This window comes from Mesorhizobium sp. M0571, assembly GCF_040320985.1.
In the GTDB taxonomy this organism is placed as follows: Bacteria; Pseudomonadota; Alphaproteobacteria; order Rhizobiales; family Rhizobiaceae; genus Mesorhizobium.
Genome location: NZ_JAMYQT010000003.1, coordinates 285,436 through 304,991 on the forward strand (window position 1 = coordinate 285,436; position 19,556 = coordinate 304,991).

Annotated in this window: 21 protein-coding genes and 1 pseudogene; 10 read left to right on the plus strand and 12 right to left on the minus strand. The window is 63.9% G+C overall.

The genetic code is table 11. The features are described from left to right. Positions 1–59 precede the first annotated feature (59 nt). Together NKI85_RS05890 and NKI85_RS05895 are read left to right on the plus strand one after the other, a co-directional pair. Positions 60–716 (plus strand): O-methyltransferase, encoded by a 657-nt coding sequence (locus tag NKI85_RS05890; RefSeq protein ID WP_352522455.1) that lies wholly within the window; start codon positions 60–62, stop codon positions 714–716. Positions 717–880: 164 nt separating this feature from the next. Continuing rightward, positions 881–1,090 carry a hypothetical protein gene (locus tag NKI85_RS05895; protein ID WP_095484432.1) on the plus strand — a complete coding sequence of 70 codons (210 nt, stop codon included), beginning with the start codon at positions 881–883 and terminating at the stop codon, positions 1,088–1,090. Between the two features lie 61 nt (positions 1,091–1,151). Here the strand turns inward: NKI85_RS05895 and NKI85_RS05900 are convergent, their stop codons facing one another. Next, positions 1,152–2,132, minus strand: a complete 981-nt coding sequence (locus tag NKI85_RS05900) for a GlxA family transcriptional regulator (protein ID WP_352522454.1) — start codon at positions 2,130–2,132, stop codon at positions 1,152–1,154. Positions 2,133–2,208: 76 nt separating this feature from the next. Between NKI85_RS05900 and bcoG the strand changes: the two genes are divergently transcribed. The 6 genes from bcoG to NKI85_RS05930 all read left to right on the plus strand — a co-directional run bounded on the left by bcoG (position 2,209) and on the right by NKI85_RS05930 (position 9,535). Beyond that, positions 2,209–3,120, plus strand: coding sequence for a 3-dehydrocarnitine:acetyl-CoA trimethylamine transferase BcoG (bcoG, locus tag NKI85_RS05905; protein ID WP_352522453.1), 912 nt, complete (start codon positions 2,209–2,211; stop codon positions 3,118–3,120). A 136-nt stretch (positions 3,121–3,256) separates the two neighbouring features. Then, positions 3,257–4,354, plus strand: a complete 1,098-nt coding sequence (locus NKI85_RS05910) for a carnitine 3-dehydrogenase (protein WP_352522452.1) — start codon at positions 3,257–3,259, stop codon at positions 4,352–4,354. 4 nt (positions 4,355–4,358) lie between these two features. Beyond that, on the plus strand, positions 4,359–5,522 hold the full coding sequence (locus tag NKI85_RS05915; protein ID WP_352522451.1) for an acyl-CoA dehydrogenase family protein: 1,164 nt from the start codon (positions 4,359–4,361) through the stop codon (positions 5,520–5,522). A gap of 58 nt (positions 5,523–5,580) precedes the next feature. After that, complete coding sequence (locus tag NKI85_RS05920) at positions 5,581–7,659, plus strand: acetate--CoA ligase family protein (protein ID WP_352522450.1); 2,079 nt, start codon at positions 5,581–5,583, stop codon at positions 7,657–7,659. Continuing rightward, positions 7,652–8,434 (plus strand): carnitinyl-CoA dehydratase, encoded by a 783-nt coding sequence (locus tag NKI85_RS05925; protein ID WP_352522449.1) that lies wholly within the window; start codon positions 7,652–7,654, stop codon positions 8,432–8,434. Before NKI85_RS05920 ends, NKI85_RS05925 begins: the two co-directional genes overlap by 8 nt. A gap of 159 nt (positions 8,435–8,593) precedes the next feature. Further along, positions 8,594–9,535 carry an alpha/beta hydrolase gene (locus NKI85_RS05930; RefSeq protein WP_352522448.1) on the plus strand — a complete coding sequence of 314 codons (942 nt, stop codon included), beginning with the start codon at positions 8,594–8,596 and terminating at the stop codon, positions 9,533–9,535. A 46-nt stretch (positions 9,536–9,581) separates the two neighbouring features. On the opposite strand, the gene NKI85_RS05935 is transcribed toward NKI85_RS05930, so the two are convergent. The 3 genes from NKI85_RS05935 to NKI85_RS05945 form a co-directional block, all read right to left on the minus strand. Beyond that, the gene (locus NKI85_RS05935) at positions 9,582–9,866 is read right to left on the minus strand and encodes a hypothetical protein (RefSeq protein WP_352522447.1); all 285 of its coding nucleotides are present in this window, start codon (positions 9,864–9,866) and stop codon (positions 9,582–9,584) included. 100 nt (positions 9,867–9,966) lie between these two features. Beyond that, the gene (locus tag NKI85_RS05940; protein ID WP_352522446.1) at positions 9,967–10,752 is read right to left on the minus strand and encodes a DUF899 domain-containing protein; all 786 of its coding nucleotides are present in this window, start codon (positions 10,750–10,752) and stop codon (positions 9,967–9,969) included. A 165-nt stretch (positions 10,753–10,917) separates the two neighbouring features. After that, a complete protein-coding gene (locus NKI85_RS05945) occupies positions 10,918–11,472 on the minus strand; it encodes an autotransporter (protein ID WP_352522445.1) in 555 nt (184 codons plus the stop codon). Between the two features lie 106 nt (positions 11,473–11,578). Here NKI85_RS05945 and NKI85_RS05950 point away from each other — a divergent pair, with 106 nt between their 5' ends. Continuing rightward, positions 11,579–12,319: a GntR family transcriptional regulator gene (locus NKI85_RS05950; RefSeq protein ID WP_352776356.1), complete on the plus strand. Its 741-nt coding sequence runs from the start codon at positions 11,579–11,581 to the stop codon at positions 12,317–12,319. A 25-nt stretch (positions 12,320–12,344) separates the two neighbouring features. Here the strand turns inward: NKI85_RS05950 and NKI85_RS05955 are convergent, their stop codons facing one another. From NKI85_RS05955 to NKI85_RS05985, 7 genes and pseudogenes are all read right to left on the minus strand, one after another. Continuing rightward, positions 12,345–13,346 (minus strand): FAD-binding dehydrogenase, encoded by a 1,002-nt coding sequence (locus NKI85_RS05955; protein WP_352776398.1) that lies wholly within the window; start codon positions 13,344–13,346, stop codon positions 12,345–12,347. Positions 13,347–13,474: 128 nt separating this feature from the next. Next, a complete protein-coding gene (locus tag NKI85_RS05960; protein WP_352522755.1) occupies positions 13,475–13,849 on the minus strand; it encodes a hypothetical protein in 375 nt (124 codons plus the stop codon). Positions 13,850–13,947: 98 nt separating this feature from the next. Beyond that, a pseudogene (locus NKI85_RS05965) lies at positions 13,948–14,001 on the minus strand (hypothetical protein); the annotation flags it as partial. Between the two features lie 59 nt (positions 14,002–14,060). After that, the gene (locus NKI85_RS05970; RefSeq protein WP_352522443.1) at positions 14,061–15,047 is read right to left on the minus strand and encodes a Gfo/Idh/MocA family protein; all 987 of its coding nucleotides are present in this window, start codon (positions 15,045–15,047) and stop codon (positions 14,061–14,063) included. A gap of 155 nt (positions 15,048–15,202) precedes the next feature. Beyond that, a complete protein-coding gene (locus NKI85_RS05975) occupies positions 15,203–15,778 on the minus strand; it encodes a YceI family protein (protein WP_352522442.1) in 576 nt (191 codons plus the stop codon). A gap of 66 nt (positions 15,779–15,844) precedes the next feature. Continuing rightward, a complete protein-coding gene (locus NKI85_RS05980; RefSeq protein WP_352522441.1) occupies positions 15,845–16,420 on the minus strand; it encodes a cytochrome b in 576 nt (191 codons plus the stop codon). A gap of 190 nt (positions 16,421–16,610) precedes the next feature. After that, positions 16,611–17,501, minus strand: a complete 891-nt coding sequence (locus tag NKI85_RS05985) for a LysR family transcriptional regulator (protein WP_352776357.1) — start codon at positions 17,499–17,501, stop codon at positions 16,611–16,613. Between the two features lie 105 nt (positions 17,502–17,606). Here NKI85_RS05985 and NKI85_RS05990 point away from each other — a divergent pair, with 105 nt between their 5' ends. After that, positions 17,607–18,602 (plus strand): aldo/keto reductase, encoded by a 996-nt coding sequence (locus NKI85_RS05990; RefSeq protein ID WP_352522439.1) that lies wholly within the window; start codon positions 17,607–17,609, stop codon positions 18,600–18,602. A gap of 279 nt (positions 18,603–18,881) precedes the next feature. On the opposite strand, the gene NKI85_RS05995 is transcribed toward NKI85_RS05990, so the two are convergent. Beyond that, positions 18,882–19,484, minus strand: coding sequence for a nucleotidyltransferase family protein (locus tag NKI85_RS05995; protein WP_352522437.1), 603 nt, complete (start codon positions 19,482–19,484; stop codon positions 18,882–18,884). Positions 19,485–19,556: the final 72 nt, after the last annotated feature.

The window sequence follows — 19,556 nt, forward strand, 5'->3', positions numbered from 1 at the left end:
TGATTAGTCGTATTTTGAGCGCCGCGCAAGAACGCATTCAATTCTGACTGGAGACCGATATGACTACACTGACGACAACGCCGCTCGCGCCCCTGCTGGATCGCCTGTTCGAGGAAGCCGCTGCGGCAACGAGCCCTGCGGTGGCGGAGCTCTCCGCCGAAGAGCGGATGCGCCTGGTTCGGAGCAAGACCGAATACCTCGATTTCTATGGGCAGCTAAAGGATCTCTGGCTTCCCGTTTCGCGAGAGACGGGCACGCTGCTCTACATGCTGGCACGAAGCAGCGGCGCACGTACGATCGTCGAATTTGGAACCTCGTTCGGCATCTCGACCCTGCATCTCGCCGCAGCCTTGCGGGACAATGGCGGCGGCCGCCTGATCACCAGCGAGTTCGAGCCATCCAAGGTGGCGCGCGCGCGGAACAATCTGACAGCTGGCGATCTCATCGACCTGGTGGAGATCCGAGAGGGGGACGCCCTGCAGACGCTTAGCGTCGATCTTCCCGAAACGGTCGACCTGCTTCTGCTCGACGGCGCCAAAGCGCTCTATCCCGAGATCTTGAGACTGGTTGAAAGCCGCCTCAGGCCAGGCGCCTTCGTCGTTGCCGATAACGCCGATCTTTGCCCAGAATACCTCGAGCGGGTGCGCTCGACCGGGAGTGGCTACATGTCCACGCCGTTCGGGGAGGACGTCGAACTGTCCACGCGGCTTGGCTGAAGCACCGCCTGACTTGCCGGAAAGATCGTGCCCAAGATGGGCGGCGGCGGACAAAACTTTGCCCAGCATCGCCCCTCAATCGCCTCGCTCTTGCCTTCAAACAGCCGTCACGAATCTCGTATAGTGTGGTTCGTGGCGGGAACAGAAGAAGGAGGCGAAACGATATGCAGCACGAACGCGAAATCGACGCCCTGCTCTCATCTGGCGAAGCCGGATCGATCATCGACCGGCTGATGGCGCTGCCGCACCCGAAGCATGGTGCGCGGAGTGCGAACGAATGGGATCGCGCGGTCGCCAGCCGCTTTGAGACCCATCTTGCGAGGCAAATGCGCTCGCAGATCGACGGCAACAGCGACCGCCAGGACGCTGCCTGATCCACCTTTGTCTATGCATGTCGTTATCCCAAAACCGCTACGCACTTTTGGGCGACATGCATTATCCTCGACGCAGCCTGACCGGCGCTTCGCCGAACGCTCTTGAAAACGCTCTGGAAAATGCCGCGGCGGACGAAAACCCCGTTCGCCCGGCAATGTCCGCCATGGCGATGCGCGTATCGACGACCAGCCGGCGCGCGGCGCCGAGGCGCAGCCTGAGGTAATAGGCGCCGGGCGTTTCGCCGATCGACTTGCGAAAGATGCTTTCCAGCGTCCGTGCCGTCACCCCGGCCCGCTTTGCCACGGCGGCGATGGTCAGCGGCTGGTCGACATGCGCTTCCATCAGCCGGATGGCTTGCGCCAACCGCGGATCGTAGCCGTCAAGGCGGCCGAGCGAGACCAGCGGCTGCGCGTCGGTCGCGGCGCGCGCCTGGTCGTAGATGAAGACGCTCGCGACATCGAGCGCCACGGCCATGCCGAGCCGCGTGCGGATCAGATGCAGCATCAGGTCGAAGGTCGGCGAGGCGCCGCCGGAGGTGAACACAGGCCCGTCGATGACGTAGCGATCGGGGCGCACGTCGACACCGGGAAAGGCCGACGAAAAATCCTCCATGTCCTCCCAGTGGGTGGTGGCGCTGCGGCCTTCGAGCAGGCCGGCGCGCGCCACCAGCCATGTGCCGGCCTCGACGCCGCCGCAGGCGCGTGCCGCGCGCGCCGCACGGCGCAGTCCCGACAGCAAGGCTGACGTGGCATAGTTCTGCGTGCCGAAGCCGGCGACGACGACCAGCATGTCGGTTGTCTCAGCCGCATCGAAGCGGCCGCTGACCGCCACCGGCAGGCCGCATGTGGTGACCGGCGCTTCGCCCGTCACCGAGACCAGCCTGAAATCGAACAGGGTCTCGCCGGCGACGCGGTTAGCGGCGCGCAACGGATCGATGGCCGACGCGACGCACATGATCGACGAGCCGGAGAACACCAGCAGCGTCACCTTGAGCGGCAAACGTTCGGCACGAAAGATCGTCGGTTTTTCGTTTTTGATCACATGATCTTCGTAAAACGCAAAACAGTTTCCGGCAAGTCAGGCATTCTTGCCCTACGTTCTATTGGGAGAGAGTCCGATGCCGTTAGCGATGAACCGTGAGGTTTTCATTACCTGTGCCGTGACCGGGTCCGGCAGTTCGCAGGACCGCAGCCCGCATGTGCCGCGCTCGCCCAAGCAGATCGCCGATTCGGCCATCGAGGCGGCAAAGGCAGGTGCGGCGATCGTGCACTGCCACGTGCGCGATCCCAAGACCGGCAAGCCGCGCCGCGACGTGCATCTCTATCGCGAGGTAACCGAGCGCATCCGCGCGGCGGATGTCGACGTGGTGCTGAACCTGACTGCCGGCATGGGCGGCGACATGGTGTTCGGCTCGCCGGAGAACCCGCTGCCGCTGAACGAAAAAGGCACCGATATGGGCGGCGCGACCGACCGCGTGGAACATGTGCGCCAGTGCCTGCCGGAAATCTGCACGCTCGACTGCGGCACCATGAACTTCGCCGAAGCCGATTATGTGATGACCAACACACCCGGCATGCTGCGCGCCATGGGTGGCATGATGACGGCGCTCGGCGTCAAGCCGGAGATCGAGGCCTTCGACACCGGGCATCTGTGGTTCGCCAAGCAATTGGTCGAGGAAGAAGTGCTGAAGCCGGACGCATTGGTGCAATTGTGCATGGGCGTACCGTGGGGGGCGCCGGACGACCTCAATACCTTCATGGCGATGGTCAACAATGTGCCGCCGACCTGGAACTGGTCGGCCTTTGCCATCGGCCGCAACCAGATGGCCTATGTCGCGGCTGCGGTGCTGGCCGGCGGCAATGTCCGCGTCGGGCTGGAGGACAATCTCTGGCTCGACAAAGGCGTGCTGGCGACCAATGCGCAGCTGGTCGAGCGGGCGGTCAGCATCGTGTCGAATATGGGCGCCAGGGTCATCGGCCCGGACGAAGTGCGCAAGAAGCTGAACCTGACGAAGCGCGCACCGCTTTGAGCAGGGAAATCGGTTGGGAGGAGCCGCCGATGACCACCGTGAAATTCACAACCATGAAGGCCGGCGATGGCGGGGAGTCCGCCTTCCGGCCCTCCGTCAATCCCGCAACCGCCAGAACAAGAACCGGAGCCTCCGCATGAGCATCATCAACAAAGCGGCCGCCATCGGCGGCGGCGTGATCGGCGCCGGCTGGGTGGCGCGGCTGCTGTTGAACGGCATCGACGTGTCGATCTTCGATCCGGACCCCGAAGCCTCGCGCAAGGTCGGCGAGGTGATGAAAGGCGCGCGCCGCGCCTATAAGCAGATGCTGCCCGACGGCCTGCCAAAAGAAGGCAGACTGACCTTCGCCAAGACCATCGCCGACGCTGTCGCCGACGCCGATTTCGTCCAGGAAAGCGTTCCGGAGCGGCTCGACCTCAAGCACCGCGTGCTGGCCGAGATCGACCTTTATGCGCCGGCTAACGCCATTGTCGGCTCCTCGACTTCCGGCATCAAGCCGACCGACATGCAGGTGGCGATGAAGAAGCACCCAGAGCGGCTGGTCGTCGGCCATCCATTCAATCCGGTCTACCTGCTGCCGCTGGTCGAGATTGTCGGCGGCGAACAGACCTTTCCCGAGGCGATCGAAGTCGCCAAGGAGATGTATGCCTCGATCGGCATGAAGCCGGTGGTGATCCGCAAGGAGATCGAAGCCTTCGTCGGCGACCGCCTTCTCGAAGCCGCATGGCGCGAGGCGCTTTGGCTGGTCAAGGACGGCATCTGCACAGTCGAGGAGCTCGACGACATCATGCGCTATGGCTTCGGCCTGCGCTGGGCGCAGATGGGCATGTTCCAGGTCTATCGCGTCGCCGGCGGCGAGGCCGGCATGCGCCACTTCATGGCGCAGTTCGGCCCGTGCCTGAAATGGCCATGGACCAAGCTGATGGATGTGCCGGAGTTCAATGACGAACTGGTCGAGCTGATCGCCACGCAGTCCGACGACCAGGCGCACGGTCTGTCGATCCGCGAGCTCGAAAAGATCCGCGACGACAATCTGGTCGCCATCATGGAGGCGCTGTCGAAGCAGAACAAAGGCAAGGGCTGGGGCGCCGGTGCCTTGCACAAGGACTATACCAAGCAGCTGGCCAAGCTTGCGGCGAAGAAGCCCACCGCCTCCAAGGCGGCCGCAAAGGCCAAGGCGAGCAAGCCGGTGAAGGCCAAAGCTGAAATGCCGAAGAAAAAGAAGAAAGGCTGAGACCATGGATTTTGGTCTTTCGGAGGAACAGAAGCTCATCATCGAGACGACGCGCGCCTTCGTCGAGAACGAGCTCTACCCGCATGAGCGCGAGGTCGAGCGTACCGGCGTGCTGCGCCGCGAGCTGATCGAGGAGATCAAGGCCAAGGCGATCGAAGCCGGGCTCTATGCCGCCAACATGCCGGCGGAAGTCGGCGGCGCCGGGCTCGATACGGTGACCTGGCTGCTTTACGAAAAGGAACTCGGCCGCGCCAATTACGCGCTGCATTGGACCTGCGTGGCGCGGCCTTCCAACATCCTTCTTGCCGGCACGCCGGAGCAGCGCGAAAAGTATCTGTTTCCCTGCATTCGCGGCGAAAAATGGGATTGCCTGGCGATGACCGAGCCGGGTGCCGGCTCCGATTTGCGCGGCATGAAGGCAACCGCCGTGCAGGACGGCGACGACTGGGTGCTGAACGGCACCAAGCACTTCATCAGCCATGCCGACCTTGCCGATTTCGCCATCGTCTTCATGGCCTCGGGCGAAGAGGAGTCGCCGCGCGGCAAGCGCAAGAAGATCACCGCCTTCTTTGTCGACAAGGGCACCAAGGGTTTCACGGTGCGTGATGGCTACCGCAATGTCTCGCATCGCGGCTACACCAATGCCATCCTCGAATTCGACGATTGCCGGCTGCCGGCAGGTCAGGTGCTCGGCGAGGTTCACAAGGGCTTCGACGTCGCCAACTCATGGCTCGGCGCGACGCGCCTGCAGGTCGGCGCCACCTGCCTCGGCCGCGCCGAGCGGGCGCTTGGCCACGCCGTCGAATACGCCGCGCAGCGCCAGCAATTCGGCCAGCCGATCGGCAAGTTCCAGGGCGTGTCGTTCAAGCTCGCCGACATGGCGACCGAGCTGAAAGCCGCCGACCTGATGGTGTTCGAAGCCGGCTGGAAGTACGATCAGGGCACCGTCACCGATCAGGACATGGCCATGGCCAAGCTGAAGGCCACCGAAATGCTTGCCTTTGTCGCCGACGAGGCGATTCAGATCCATGGCGGCATGGGGCTGATGGACGACCTCCCGCTGGAGCGCATCTGGCGCGATGCCCGCGTCGAGCGCATCTGGGAGGGCACTTCGGAAATCCAGCGCCACATCATCTCGCGGGCGCTGCTGCGCCCGTTCGGGGCCTAAAGCCTGATCCCAAAAAGTGGAATCCGGAAAAAGATCATGCTCAGACGAAAAGATGACAATGCATAGACTTGAACGTCTTCTGCGGCCCAAATCGATCGCCGTCTTCGGTGGCGCGCAGGCTGCTGCCGTCGTCGCACAATCGATCAAAATGGGCTTTGCCGGCGAGATCTGGCCGGTGCACCCTACCAAGGATGAGGTCGCCGGCCGCAAGGCCTATCGCTCGGTGGCCGATCTGCCCGGTGCGCCGGACGCCGCTTTTGTCGGCGTCAACCGGCATTTGACCATCGAAGTGGTCAAGGCACTGGCCGAGCGAGGCGCCGGCGGCGCCGTCTGCTTTGCCGCCGGCTTCCTCGAAACCGAGGCCTATGACGAGGATGGTGAGCGGCTGCAGGCCGAGCTGGTCGCCGCGGCCGGCCGGATGCCGATCATCGGGCCGAACTGCTACGGCCTGATCAATTACGCCGACGGCGCGCTTTTGTGGCCCGACCAGCATGGCGGCATCAGGCTCGCCGAGGGCGGCCGCGGCGTTGCCATCATCACCCAGTCATCGAACATCGCCATCAACATGACGATGCAGAGGCGCGGCCTGCCGATCGCCTTTCTGATGACCGCCGGCAACCAGGCGCAGACCGGGCTTTCCGAAATGGCGCTCGGCCTGATCGAGGACGACCGCGTCACCGCGCTCGGCCTGCATATCGAGGCCTTCGATTCGGTAGCCGGCTTCGAAAGGCTGGCGGCACGGGCGCGCGAGCTGAAGAAGCCTATCATCGCCATGAAGGTCGGCCGCTCCGAGCAGGCGCGGCAAGCGACCGTTTCGCATACCGCGTCGCTGGCCGGCTCCGACGCGGCGTCTGGCGCCTTCCTGAAGCGGCTCGGCATCGCCCGGATCGATTCGATTCCCGCCTTCATCGAGGCGCTCAAGCTACTGCACGTCACCGGTCCCCTGCCCGGCTACCGGCTGTCGTCGATGAGCTGTTCGGGCGGCGAGGCGTCGGTCATGGCCGACAGCGCAGAAGGCCGCTGGGTGAGATTTCCGCCACTCACCCCCGAGCACCGCACGCAGGTCAAATCGACGCTCGGGCCGCTGGTCGCGGTGGCCAACCCGCTCGACTACCACACCTTCATCTGGAACAACGAGCCGGCGATGACCGCCACCTTCACCGCCATGGTGTCGGGCGGCTTCGACCTCAACATGCTGGTGCTCGACTTTCCACGCCCCGACCGCTGTTCCGACACCGACTGGTGGGCGACGCTGCGCGCCTTCGAATCGGCGCTGAAGACCAACAGCGCGCAAGGCGCGATCGTGTCGTCGCTGCCTGAGAACCTGCCCGAGGAATACACTGCCGGGCTGATGGCGCGAGGCATGGTGCCGCTGTTCGGCATATCCGAGGCAATGGACGCCGCCCAGGCGGCAGCCTTTACCGGCTGGGCATGGCGCGAGCCGCAGGCGCAGCCGATCGACACTTCGGCTTCCGGCGCGCCGGCCGGCGACCATGTCACGCCTGATGAGGCCGAGGCGAAAGCGCGGCTCATCGAGGCTGGGCTTCCGGTGCCGAAGGGCGAGCGCGCCGGCAATGCGGTCGAGGCGGTGATCTCCTCGATGGCGCTCGGCTTCCCGGTGGCACTGAAGGCGTTGGGTGTCACCCACAAATCCGAACTTGGCGCGGTGCGGCTCAACCTCAGGGATGCCGAATCCGTCAGCACCGCCGCCCATGATCTCGGCCCGCTCGGTACCGGTCTTTATGTCGAGCGCATGGTGCGCGACGGCGTCGCCGAACTGCTCGTCGGCTTCACCCGCGACCCGATGTTCGGCGCGGTGATGACGCTCGGCACCGGTGGCGTGCTGGTCGAGCTGTTGCGCGACAGCGTCACGCTGATGCTGCCGGCGACGCGCGACGACATCGAGGCCGCATTGCGCGGGCTCAAACTGTTCCCGCTGCTCGAAGGCTATCGCGGCCGGCCGAGAGCCGACATTGTGGCGGCCATCAATGCGATCGCAGGCATTGCCGCTTTCGTGCAGCAAAATGCCGGCGAGATCGAGGAGCTCGACATCAACCCGCTGATCGTCTGCACCGAGGACAAGGGCGCCTGGATCGCCGACGCGCTGCTGGTGCTGGGAGAGAAAAAGAATGTCTGACGTCATTTCAACCCGCCGCGAGGGCACTATCCTCGAAGTCACGCTCGACCGGCCCAAGGCCAATGCCATCGACCTGAAGACGTCGCGCCTGATGGGCGAGACATTCAAGGCGTTCCGCGACGATCCGGATCTGCGGGTCGCCATCGTCAAGACTGCCGGCGACAAGTTCTTCTGCGCCGGCTGGGACCTGAAGGCAGCGGCCGGCGGCGATGCGGTCGACGGCGACTATGGCGTCGGCGGGTTCGGCGGGTTGCAGGAATTGCGCGACCTCAACAAGCCGGTGATCGCCTGCGTCAACGGCATGGCGGTCGGCGGCGGCTTCGAGCTGGCGCTGTCCTGCGACCTCATTTATGCATCGGATCACTCCTCTTTCGCGCTGCCCGAAATCCGCGCCGGCACGCTGGCCGATGCGGCAACGATCAAGCTGCCGAAGCGCATCCCCTATCACGTCGCCATGGACCTTTTGCTCACCGGCCGCTGGATGGATGTCGCAGAAGCGCATCGCTGGGGTCTGGTCAACGAGGTGCTGCCCAAGAACAGACTCGAGGACCGCGTCTGGGAGATCGCCCGGCTGCTCGCCGGCGGCCCGCCGCTGGTCTTTGCCGCCATCAAGGAGACGGCGCGGGTGGCCGAATCGCTCACGTTCCAGGACGCGATGAACAGGGTGACGCGCCGCCAATTACCGGCGGTTGACGCACTCTACGGCTCGGAGGACAATCTCGAGGGCTTTCGCGCCTTTGCCGAAAAGCGCGACCCGGTGTGGAAGGGGAAGTAGTTCCCCCCTCACCCGACCTCCGCTTCGCTACGGCCACCCTCTCCCCGAGGGGAGAGGAGGTCGCCAACGGCGCCGCCAGGCCTCTTCTCCCCTCGGGGAGAAGGTGGCCGCGAAGCGGCCGGATGAGGGGGCATCGTTGAACAAGAAAGCAACGCGCCCATGACCGACTACAAAAAGCTGATCGACGCCGAGACCTGGGCCTTCATCGTGCGGACCAATTCCTACTACCCGCCGGATACGATCGACTACACAATCGATCAGCAGCGCGAAATCTACGACCGCATGTGCCGTGAGTTCTCTGCCGGCTATCCCCAAGGCGTCACTGCGGAAACCACCGCCATTGCCACACCGTCGTACCAGGTTCCGATCCGAATCTATCGCACCCCGGCGCCGGACGCAGCAGCGATGGTGCTGTATTTCCATGGCGGCGGCTTTATCCTCGGCGGGCTCGACAGCCATGACGACCTCTGCGCCGAGCTTTGCGCCCGGACCGGCTACGAGGTCGTTTCGGTCGACTACAGGCTGGCACCGGAACACCTTCACCCCGCCGCCTTCGACGATGCCGTCAGCGCCTTCGAATGGGCGTCGACCACTTACAAGCGTCCTATCCTGCTCTGCGGCGACAGTGCCGGCGGCAATCTCGCCGCCTCTGTCAGCCATGCGACGCGCGGCCATGCGCGCAAGCCGATCGGCCAGATTCTGGTCTATCCCGGCCTTGGCGGCGACAGCTCCACGGGTTCCTACGTCACCCACGCCGAAGCGCCGATGCTGACGGCACGCGATCTCGCTTTCTACAACGACATCAGGACCGGCGGCGAGGACCGAACCGGCGATCTCACTTTGTCGCCGCTCGCCGACGCCGACTTTGCCAATCTGCCGCCTACCGTCGTGATCACCGCAGAATGCGACCCGCTGTCGTCCGACGGCGAAGCCTATCGCGACCGCATCGTTGCAGCAGGCGGACGCGCCTGGTGGCTCGAGGAGCCGGGGCTGGTGCATGGCTATTTGCGCGCCAGACACACGGTCGGCCGCGCCCGCTCGAGCTTCACCCGGATTGTCGATGCAGTGGCGGTTCTGGGGAAGCGCGAATGGATCTGGTGAGGGATGTTCTCCTCGCCTCAATGGGGCTTTATCCGCCGGTATAGCTCTACTCGCGGCCGCGTCGCCGGCTGGAAACCCGCTTCAGCCAAGGTCCTAAATGAAAGGCGCTCATCAGCAGGTACATCGGGACCATGCCGCCCAGCGGTGAAGCATCTTGCGCGGCAGAGCAGATCATGTCCGGCGCTCCGCCGAGAAGCGTCAGCAACGCCATGGTTGCGAAGGTCGGCGCGGCCGCGAAGGACAGCCAGTCGGCTGCGCCAAGGGCGGCCGGGCTTGCGTTCTCATCCTGGATCGCATTGCCGGCGGATCCGCTTGCATGAATCTCGCTCATGTTTTTGTCCTGGAGTAGTGAGCGGGATGCGTTCGAATTGAACTGGCCATCCCGCTCCATCCACTTGTCTTAGCCGCATTTCTGCGACGCCAAAGATGTTCTATTCAGTGCGGTTCCGGAACGCGGCCTCTCCGGCGTCAGACACCTCGACCCACTTTTTGTCGGGGGCGGCTTCGGCGCCGTAGTTGTCATGCCAGTTCCACCACTTGTACGTCGGCGTCTGGGGATAGCCTTCGGGCGAATCCTCCCAGACCTCCTGGCGGCCTAGCGGCGTCAGGTCGAGGTAGCTCCATACGGTCCCCATCGCCTCGTCGCCGCGGTTGTTGATGAAGTAGGTGCGAAACACGCGGTCGCCGTCGCGGATGAACACGTTGTGGCCGTGCCACTCGTCAACGCCGAAGTCGGCATCGAAGCTGTCGGTGATGGTGTACCAGGGCATCTTCCAGTCCATCCGCGCCTTCAGCCGCGCAATGTCCGCCTGCGGTGCGCGCGAGGCGTAGGCTAAGGTGGTGTCGCGGGCGTTCAGATGGGCAAGGTTGCCGACCTGGTCTGCCCCCAGCGAACAGCCGCGGCAGGCGTGATCGGGCCAGCCGAATACGCCGGGTTCGAAGAAGGCGCGGTAGACGACCAGCTGACGGCGGCCCTCGAACAGGTCGAGCAGGCTCACCTTTCCATCAGGCCCTTCGAACGTATAGGGCTTCTCCACCGCCATCCACGGCATCCGCCGGCGCTCGGCGGCCAGTGCGTCGCGAGCCCGGGTCACGGTCTTCTCTTTCACGAGCAGCTGCTGGCGCGCGGCCTCCCATGCGTCAGGCGAAACGACCGGTGGTGTCTTCATCGCGAGCCGCGTGGCCTGCTCGCCTGTGCCATTCTGATGTGCCGTCATTATGCTTCTCCCTTGCTGGTCTGTCGCCGCACCGGCGCGACGTGTTGCTGATTGGTCATGAGCTAGGATAGGGGCGATAGCGGATTGGCGAGAGTGACAAGTGTGACGCGATTCCGACGGGTCCGCTGATCACGGCCGACTTCGCCGCCCGCGACGCTCCTGCGTTCATTCGTCCCCGGACTGCTGAATGGGCCGTGCGCCGGCCAGGTAGCGATCATTGTCAAACGGCTCGGCCTGGTTGCTTTCCGGGCTCCACAGCTGCCGGTGGGTTCGCGTGAGATCGCCGAGATAGACATGCAGCGCACCCGATCGCGCGTTGCCGGTGTTCGCAACCGCATGCACGGTATCTGACGGCAAGTGCACCACGGCAGGTGCGGCGATGTCCTGCCTTTCCGGGATATCGAGTTCGCTGCCGGCAACAGGGTAGATGAAGTTCGTTTCGCTACCCTTGTAGATGCCGATCAAGACATCCATCAGGTGGTTGTGAGGCGGGTACTGCAGGCCGGGCGACAACGTGATGTGATAGATCGTCAGATTCGGGCTCGCATGCAGAAGCACCTCGTCGTCGTCTTCTTCATGAGCGAGTGTCCCCGAGGAGTGAAAACGCTTGGTGTAGTCACCCAGGACCGCCCTTACCGCTTCGAGGGGATCTGGCCCTTTCGCGGCGTTGACGATATCATTGGCAGCAGCGTAGAGAGGCGAGTTGGCGAGTACAGGCATAGCAGTTGTCCTCCCTGAGATGCTCAGATTGCAGGTCTGAGATGTTCAACGCTACTGAATGCTGATGCCAGCGTCAACCGGACAGCCAGACGGATAAAATATGAAAATGACCAAGTTGACAGCCGAACCGGCAAGACCGGCCGCGGTCGAGGCCACAGCACTGTCGGCCGCCGACGTCCTTCGCAGGGAACAGGCATATGAGCAGTTGAGGAACGACATCATTGCCTGCGTGCTGCGCCCCGGCGAAGCTCTAACCGAGAAGCAGATCGGCGATCGATACCAGATCAAAAAGGCGACGATCCGCGCGGCGTTGGCCCGCCTGATGCAGGAAGGGCTGGTCAGGAGCGAGCCGCGCCGCGGCTACGTCGTCGCGACGCTCAGCCTGCGGGATGTCAACGAGATCTTCGACGTCCGCAGCTTGATCGAACCGGAAGTGTTCAGGGTGGCTGCAGCGAACATTACCGAGCGAGGATTGGAGGATGTCAGGCTGGCGGCGAAAAAAGTGCTGAAGCCGGAGACACTACGCAGCCAAATTGCCTTCCTTGCGGCCGATCGTGCGTTTCGTCTGGCCCTTGCGGAACTCTCGGGAAATTTACGACTGGCGCATCTGCTGGACCAGATACTTGACCAGTCGGCGCGAGTTCTCCACCTCGGGTTCAAGTCGCGCGACTTCACCCAGCTGATCATCGCCCAGCAAAAGGATCTGGTTCTTGCCTGCGAGGCAGGCGAAGTTCCCGGCATCGTGAAACTTGCCCGTTCGCAGTGCCTGTTTCTCAAGAAGCAGGTGCTCGAGGCTTTGCTTGCGAGCTCCAAGATTCAAGACGTCAATTTGCAGCCCTTCGCCTGATGCACGCCGTTGGGCGCCAAATGGCTTACGCTACCGCTCGCGCGGCCGCCCGTCCGGCGCAGCGGCCGGAAAAGATGCAGCCGCCGAGAAACGTGCCTTCGAGCGCTGCATAGCCATGCATGCCGCCGCCGCCGAAACCGGCGGCTTCGCCCACCGCGTACAGCCCCTCGACCGAGTGGCCCTCGGCGCCAAGCACGCGGCTGTCGAGATCGGTCTCAAGGCCGCCGAGCGTCTTGCGGGTCAGGATGCTGAGCCTGACGGCGATCAGCGGGCCATTGGCAGGATCAAGCATCTTGTGCGGCTTCGCAGTGCGGATCAGCCGGTCGCCGAGATAGGCTCGCGTGCCGCGCAACGCGGTGATCTGCATGTCCTTGGAGAACGGATTGTCGAGCTGCCGGTCGCGAGCGCGGATTTCGCGCTCGACCTGCCCCAGTTCGAGCAGCGGCTCGCCGCCGACAAGTGCATTCATGCGGGCGACCAGTGCCGGCAAATCAGGCTCGACGATGAAATCCTCGCCCTTGTCCATGAACGCCTTGACCGGCGCGGGCACGCCGCTGGTGGCGCGGCCAAGCACCTGGCGCCAGCTCTTCCCCGTCAAATCGGGGTTCTGCTCGGAGCCGGACAGCGCGAATTCCTTCTGGATGATCTTTTTGGTCAGAATGAACCAGGAATAGTCGTAGCCCGTGCCCATGATGTGACTGAGCGTGGCCAGCGTGTTGAAGCCGGGATAGAGCGGCACCGGCAGGCGTTTGCCGCGCGCATCGAGCCACAGCGATGACGGGCCGGGCAGGATGCGGATCGCATGATCGGTCCAGATCGGCGCCCAGTTCCTGATGCCCTCGACATAGTGCCACATGCGGTCGCGGTTGATGAGCCTGCTGCCAGCCGCCTCGGCGATCGCCAGCATGCGGCCGTCGACATGGTCGGGAACGCCGGTGATTATGCGCTTCGGCGGCCCACCCAGCCGCTGCGGCCAATTCTTGCGGACCAGCTCGTGATTGGCACCGATGCCGCCGGAGGCGACGATTGACCGCTTGCGCCTTCAGCACAAAATCGCCGGCGATCTCGCGTGAGCTCTTGCGGCCGCGTTCGACATCGCTCGCCACCAAGATGTCGCCGCGGACGCCATCGACGACAGCGCCCGTCCGGGTCAGCTCATTGACCCTGTGGCGGAACCTGAAGCTGATCAGCCCGTGCTTCTCGGCCTCGCGCACGCGCTGCACGAACGGTTCGAGCACACCCGGCCCGGTGCCCCAGGTGATGTGGAAGCGCGGCACCGAATTGCCGTGGCCGACCGCATTGCCGCCGCCGCGCTCGGCCCAGCCGACCACCGGAAAGAACTTCATGCCGCGCTCCCTGAGCCAGGAGCGCTTTTCCGGCGGCGAAGCCGACATAGGCCTCGGCCCAGCGGCGCGGCCAGAGATCTTCCCTGCGGTCGAAGCCTGCGGTGCCCAGCCAGTCCTCGAGCGCCAGATCATGCGAATCGCGGATGCCCATGCGCCGCTGTTCGGGCGAATCGACGAGGAAGATGCCGCCGAGCGACCAGAACGCCTGGCCGCCAAGCGACTGCTCCGGCTCCTGCTCGACCTGATGGTCTTCTTGCCGGCTTCGGCCAGTTCGGCCGCCGCGACAAGACCGGCAAGACCGGCGCCGACAATGATCACATCCGCGTCGTCGGGCATTTTATTTGGCCATGATCTCGGCCAAAAACCGGTCCCCACTTTTTGGGATCATGGCTCGCCTAGACTGTCTCCCAGCCTTCCTTCTCGCCGGCGCGGAAGATGGCATCGATGACCTTCTGGTTGAGCACGGATTCTTCCAGCGTGAAGACGCGGTCCTTGCCGCCCTGTGCCGCATGTGCGAAGGCCTCGACCTCCAGACGGTACTGCTGCGTGCCGGGAAAGCGGAAAACCTGCGCCTCGCTGTGGTTCTGGTTGTGCAGCTCGATGCGGTGATGATCGTAGAGTCCGGCGTTGAACGGTGAGAACACTTCGATGAAGCCGTTCTCGCCGTGGAACACCATCACCTGCCGCGCTGCCATCTGCGTCGACAGATAGAACGACAGTTCGAAGTCGCCGAAATCGGCGCGGATCGAGGAATAGATGTCGGTGCCGAATGTCTTGTCGCGCTCGATCGTCGCCTGGACGCGCAGCGGCTCCTTGCCCGTCGAAAAGCGTGTCGACACTGTCGGGTAGACGCCGATGTCGGGCAGCGCGCCGCCGCCCAGATCAAGCTTGTTGCGCATGTTGTTGGGATCGACATTGTAGTAGGAGAATGCGCCCTGGACATGGCGCAGCCGGCCGATGGCGCCGTTGGCGATCAGCTCGCGCACCTTGATCCATTGCGGATGGTAGACGACCATGAAGGCTTCGCAGACCAGGACCTTTTTGGCATCGCGCAGCTTGATCAGCGGCGGAATGTCCTTGACGTCGAGCGCCAGCGGCTTTTCGACCAGAACATGCTTGCCGGCCTCGATCGCCTTGGCCGTCCATTCGACATGCTGCGAGGTCGGCAGCGGAATGTAAACGCCGTCGACTTCGCTGGAGGCGAGCAGTTCCTCATAGGAACCGAAGGCGTGGCGCGCGCCGAAGCGTTCGCCCAGCGCACGGGCTTTCGACAGGTCGCGGCTGGCGATCGCCGACAGTACGCCGTTCTCCGCCTCGACCATCGCAGGCAGAAGCTGCTCGCGGCCGATCTTGGCCGTTGACAAAACACCCCATCGAAACATCAGGCTTCTCCTCTCGATTGCAGGCTTGGAGGTTTGCCCTAATTCAGGAGAAAAGCCAATGCGGGAGCATGGTGGCGAAAGGAGTGATCGCCTAAAGCTCGGATCGGTTCCGGATGTCGGCGCCGCCATTCGCAGAACTCAAGTTCTGCGACCGCTCAACCCCTTCTACCCGTCAGCGTCATGTCGAAATCGACGACGTTGGAATAGATCGGCGTGCCGACATCCATGCCGTAGCGCGACCGCAGCACCTTGCCGGTGACATGGAATTCTATCTTGCCCGCCTTGAGGCCGCCGAATTCGGCCGTGAACCTTTCCTGAAAGGTTTTGCCGCGCGCCGTCAGCCTGCCGGTAACCAGGGCTGACGTGTCGCTGGTGCGTTTGACGCTGATCGAGCGGAACTGGATCTCCGGGTTGTTTGCCGCGTCGAAGACCGCGTCCGAGCGAAGAAAGGCATCGATGCGACTTTGGCCGGTACCGACGCTTTCGGGAAAGATGGTGAAATTGACCTGTGACCTGCCGACATCGCTGTTGTCGATGCGGATATTGCCCTTGAAGCGGGCGAAGGCGCCGTCGAACCCGCCGCCGCCGAGCTTGGCGATCGAGAAGTGAATGCTGGAGCTCCCCGGGCTGATCGTATAGCTGCCGGCCGCGTCACCAAGTGCAACGGCAGCGAAAACAGGCATGGCAAAGCAAGCGGCGGCGGCCGCAAATCCGAAGATGCGCGCGTACATGGGCTGGTCCTTTGGGAGGCAACGCTTTCTTGCGTCCTCGCCCCATGAACGAATGAGCCGCCCGCTCTATTCCGCGTCGCGATGTGAAGGCGTGATCATGCGCGTCAGCACGGTATCCTTCAGCCAGAAATGATGGCGCAGCGCCGCGGCCAGATGCAAAGCGACAAGTCCGATGCCGGCATAGGCGAGATACCAGTGTGCTGCCGCCCAGAAGCTTTCAGCCGTGTCCGATTCGGCGAGCGGCAGGTTGGGCATGACGAACAGATTGAATGGCACGCTCGGGATCTCCAGCACCGAGACCGAGACCAGCGCCCAGCCGGACAACGGCAGAGCGAGCTGAAACGCATAAAGCGCAAGATGGACAAGGGGCGCCATGCGGCGCTCGAAAGGGCCGACCGAGCGCGGCAGCGGCGGGACCGCATTGCCAAGGCGCCAAGCGATGCGCAGGATCACCAGCCCAAGCAGCAGGAAACCGAAGGATTTATGCAGCTGGATCAGCTCAAAGGCGGCGCGCTGACTGGACAGCCGCACCATGACGAAGCCGAGCGCGAACTGGCCGATGAAGATCGCGGCGATCAGCCAATGAAGGATGATCGCCGCCCAGCCATAGCCGGTCGTCTGGTTCTTGAGCAATGCGGGCATGATTGGTGAACGCTGGCGAGGTCGGCTTTCTTCCACCCTCCCCCTTGTGGGGAGGGTCGCGCAGCAAATGTCGCCAGGCGGCTTTTGCGAAGCGGGGTGGGGGTCTCGTAAGGCGCTGCCCCCACCCCGTCTCGCAGCCTCCGCTTCGCTCCGACTGCGAGCCGACCCTCCCCACAAGGGGGAGGGTGGCTTATCCGCCGACCTTGAAGAAATCGACAAAGGCCCTGAGCGCCGGCCGCATCTGGCGGCGGCTTGGGTAATAGACGAAGAAGCCATCGAAGGGCGGGCACCAGTCCTCCAGCACGCGAATGAGCTTGCCGGCGGCAATTGCGTCGCGGACATAATCCTCGAACACGAAGGCGAGCCCGGCGCCGTCGACCGCGGCGTTGGCTATCAGATGATCCTCGTCGAGGATCAGCGGCCCCTGCACCGGTATCTCGATCTCCTCGCCGTTTTTCTCGAATTCCCAGCGATAGAGAATGCCGCTGGAGAAGCGGAAGCGGATGCAGCGGTGACCGGCAAGGTCGTGCGGGTGCTGCGGCTTGGGGCTGGTCTCGAAATAGAACGGCGCGCCGACCACGGCGCCGCGAAGGTCTGGTCCGATGCGCACCGCGATCATGTCGCGCTGCAGGCTCTCGCCCAGCCGCACGCCGGCATCGAAGCCGCCTTCAACCACGTCGGTGAAGCGATCCTCGATGACGATCTCCAGCACGATGTCCGGATAGGCAGAAGCAAAGGCACCCAGCCGCGGCGTCAGCGCCAGATGCGCTGCGGTGCGCGGCACGGTCAGTCTGAGATTGCCGGCAGGCCGGTCGCGCGCCTCGATCGCCGATTCCAGCGCCAGGTCGATCTCCGACAGCGCCGGCCTGAGGCGCTCGAGCAGTTGCGCACCTTCCTCGGTCGGCGCGACGCTGCGCGTGCTGCGCGCCAGAAGGCGCACGCCAAGACGCGCTTCCAGGCTGGACACCGCGTGGCTGACCGCCGATGGCGCGATTGCCAGCTCCTTGGCGGCGCCGCGAAAACTGCCGCATTGGGCGACGGTTGCCAGCACAGCGAGCTGTGAAAGATGGGTTCGCTTCATTGATCTATTTTTTGGAACAGCCTGTGCAAAAGAGAGCCGATTATCGAACGCAGCGCAAGACGCTATCTCTGCGGCATCACAACCATCACAACAAGGAGACGCGTGATGCAAACCCGCAAGCTTGGTAATGAACTTGACGTCTACCCGGTCGGCCTCGGCTGCATGGGGATGAGCTTCGTCTATGGCGGTCAGCCTGAGGCCGACGCGATCGCCACGCTGCGCCGCGCCGTCGACATCGGCGTGAATTTCTTCGACACGGCCGAGGTTTACGGCCCCTACGAGAACGAGATCCTGGTTGGCAAGGCGCTGAAGCCGGTGCGCGATCAGGTGACGATCGCGACAAAATTCGGCTTCAAGATTCTTGAGGAAGGCAACGGCGTCGAGCGCATGGCCGGCGTCGATAGCCGTCCCGAACACGTCAAGGCGGTCGCCGAGGCGTCACTCAAGCGGTTGGGCACCGAAGTGATCGACCTTTACTACCAGCATCGCGTCGACCCCAACGTGCCGATCGAGGATACGGTCGGCGCCATGGCCGAGCTGGTGCGCGAGGGCAAGGTGCGTGCGCTCGGTCTGTCGGAGGCGAGTGCGGCGACCATCCGCCGGGCGCATGCCGTGCATCCGATCGCTGCCGTGCAGAGCGAGTATTCCCTGTGGAGCCGCGATCCGGAGAAAGAGGTGTTTGCCGTCTGCCGTGAGCTCGGCATTGGCTTTGTCCCCTATAGCCCGCTCGGCCGTGGCCTGCTCACCGGCACGATTGCCAAGCCTGACGTTCTCGGCGCCGACGACTGGCGCCGTGGGTTGCCGCGCTTCCAGGCCGACGCCATGGCGGCCAATGCGGCGGTCATCGCCGTGCTGGAAAAGATTGCCGCCGAGAAGGGCGTGACGCCGGCGCAGCTGGCGCTCGCTTGGGTGCTGCATCAGGGCGACTTCATCGTGCCGATCCCCGGTGCCCGCAAGATCCGCCATCTCGAACAGAACACCGCGGCAGCGGATATCGTGCTGAGCCAGGCCGAGGTGGCCTCCATCGGCGACGCCCTGTCGCCGGAAAAGGTCGTCGGCAAGCGCTACACCGAAGAGCTGCTGGCGCTGGTCAACGGGTGATTGTCGCAATTTTCGGAACGGAAAGGGGCGCTTCGGTGCCCCTTTTTTCGTGCGCCGCGCCATGCAGAGGCTGGGAGACGTGGCGGGACAGCGCCCCCCCTCTGTCCTGCCGGACATCTCCCCCACTTGGGGGAGATTGGCAGCTTCGCAGTCTCGCCCACCTTACAGCGTTGGTAGTTGGCGAAAGCCGAGGAGATCCGATCTCCCCCCTTGTGGGGGAGATGTCCGGCAGGACAGAGGGGGGCGCTGTCCCGCCAACGTCTGAGGAGAATACTAGGCTCACCACGGCACGACTGTGATCTCCGGCCAGTTTTCCCTGGCGCGGGCACCCTTGTTCTGATGCGTCTGCTGATTGTCCAGCGCCCGGTTCGGCGATATGCGAAATGAGAAGATGTCGTCGAGACCAAACGGCGCCACCAGCTCAAGCCGTCCATCCGCGTCATACCGAACGCCGACCGCATGCGTTTTCGAGGCGAACCAGGACAGCGCCTCGGCGGACGAGGACAGGCTGGGATAGGCGCTGCCGAAGCGCGCCTCGTACCACAGATGCACCCGCGCCTGATTGCGGATCTCGACCGGTAGGGGCAGATCGGCAAAGACCGGCGCGGCGCGGGCGATCACACTGTCCTCGGCCTCGTAGGAGAGATCGCTCTCATCGAAATAGAACAGGTCGACATCCCTGATGCCGTAACCCGACGGCTTTCCCGCCAGATGGTTCCAGACGCTGTTGTAGAGCGCGCCGGAGACGACCAGCCAATCGGGCAAGTCAAGCGTGCGCACCCGCGACAGCGTCTCGCCGATCAGTGGATCGGACGAGACGATATCGAGAAACACCGCCCGTTGAGTTTCGAACGAGAGCCCGGAATAGCGCAGATGGTCCATCGTCCTTTGGAGGGCGATTCGTCACCTGCTGGCAACCCCTCTAGGTCCTCAGCGCGCCATTCGTCTATTGTG

Excerpts from the sequence above, each read along its gene's own strand:
- NKI85_RS05890 (WP_352522455.1), top strand. The coding sequence starts at position 60 with ATGACTACACTGACGACAACGCCGCTCGCGCCCCTGCTGGATCGCCTG.
- NKI85_RS05895 (WP_095484432.1), top strand. The coding sequence starts at position 881 with ATGCAGCACGAACGCGAAATCGACGCCCTGCTCTCATCTGGCGAAGCC.
- bcoG (WP_352522453.1), top strand. The coding sequence starts at position 2,209 with ATGCCGTTAGCGATGAACCGTGAGGTTTTCATTACCTGTGCCGTGACC.
- NKI85_RS05910 (WP_352522452.1), top strand. The coding sequence starts at position 3,257 with ATGAGCATCATCAACAAAGCGGCCGCCATCGGCGGCGGCGTGATCGGC.
- NKI85_RS05915 (WP_352522451.1), top strand. The coding sequence starts at position 4,359 with ATGGATTTTGGTCTTTCGGAGGAACAGAAGCTCATCATCGAGACGACG.
- NKI85_RS05920 (WP_352522450.1), top strand. The coding sequence starts at position 5,581 with ATGCATAGACTTGAACGTCTTCTGCGGCCCAAATCGATCGCCGTCTTC.
- NKI85_RS05925 (WP_352522449.1), top strand. The coding sequence starts at position 7,652 with ATGTCTGACGTCATTTCAACCCGCCGCGAGGGCACTATCCTCGAAGTC.
- NKI85_RS05930 (WP_352522448.1), top strand. The coding sequence starts at position 8,594 with ATGACCGACTACAAAAAGCTGATCGACGCCGAGACCTGGGCCTTCATC.
- NKI85_RS05935 (WP_352522447.1), bottom strand. The coding sequence starts at position 9,866 with ATGAGCGAGATTCATGCAAGCGGATCCGCCGGCAATGCGATCCAGGAT.
- NKI85_RS05940 (WP_352522446.1), bottom strand. The coding sequence starts at position 10,752 with ATGACGGCACATCAGAATGGCACAGGCGAGCAGGCCACGCGGCTCGCG.
- NKI85_RS05945 (WP_352522445.1), bottom strand. The coding sequence starts at position 11,472 with ATGCCTGTACTCGCCAACTCGCCTCTCTACGCTGCTGCCAATGATATC.
- NKI85_RS05950 (WP_352776356.1), top strand. The coding sequence starts at position 11,579 with ATGACCAAGTTGACAGCCGAACCGGCAAGACCGGCCGCGGTCGAGGCC.
- NKI85_RS05970 (WP_352522443.1), bottom strand. The coding sequence starts at position 15,047 with ATGTTTCGATGGGGTGTTTTGTCAACGGCCAAGATCGGCCGCGAGCAG.
- NKI85_RS05975 (WP_352522442.1), bottom strand. The coding sequence starts at position 15,778 with ATGTACGCGCGCATCTTCGGATTTGCGGCCGCCGCCGCTTGCTTTGCC.
- NKI85_RS05980 (WP_352522441.1), bottom strand. The coding sequence starts at position 16,420 with ATGCCCGCATTGCTCAAGAACCAGACGACCGGCTATGGCTGGGCGGCG.
- NKI85_RS05985 (WP_352776357.1), bottom strand. The coding sequence starts at position 17,501 with ATGAAGCGAACCCATCTTTCACAGCTCGCTGTGCTGGCAACCGTCGCC.
- NKI85_RS05990 (WP_352522439.1), top strand. The coding sequence starts at position 17,607 with ATGCAAACCCGCAAGCTTGGTAATGAACTTGACGTCTACCCGGTCGGC.
- NKI85_RS05995 (WP_352522437.1), bottom strand. The coding sequence starts at position 19,484 with ATGGACCATCTGCGCTATTCCGGGCTCTCGTTCGAAACTCAACGGGCG.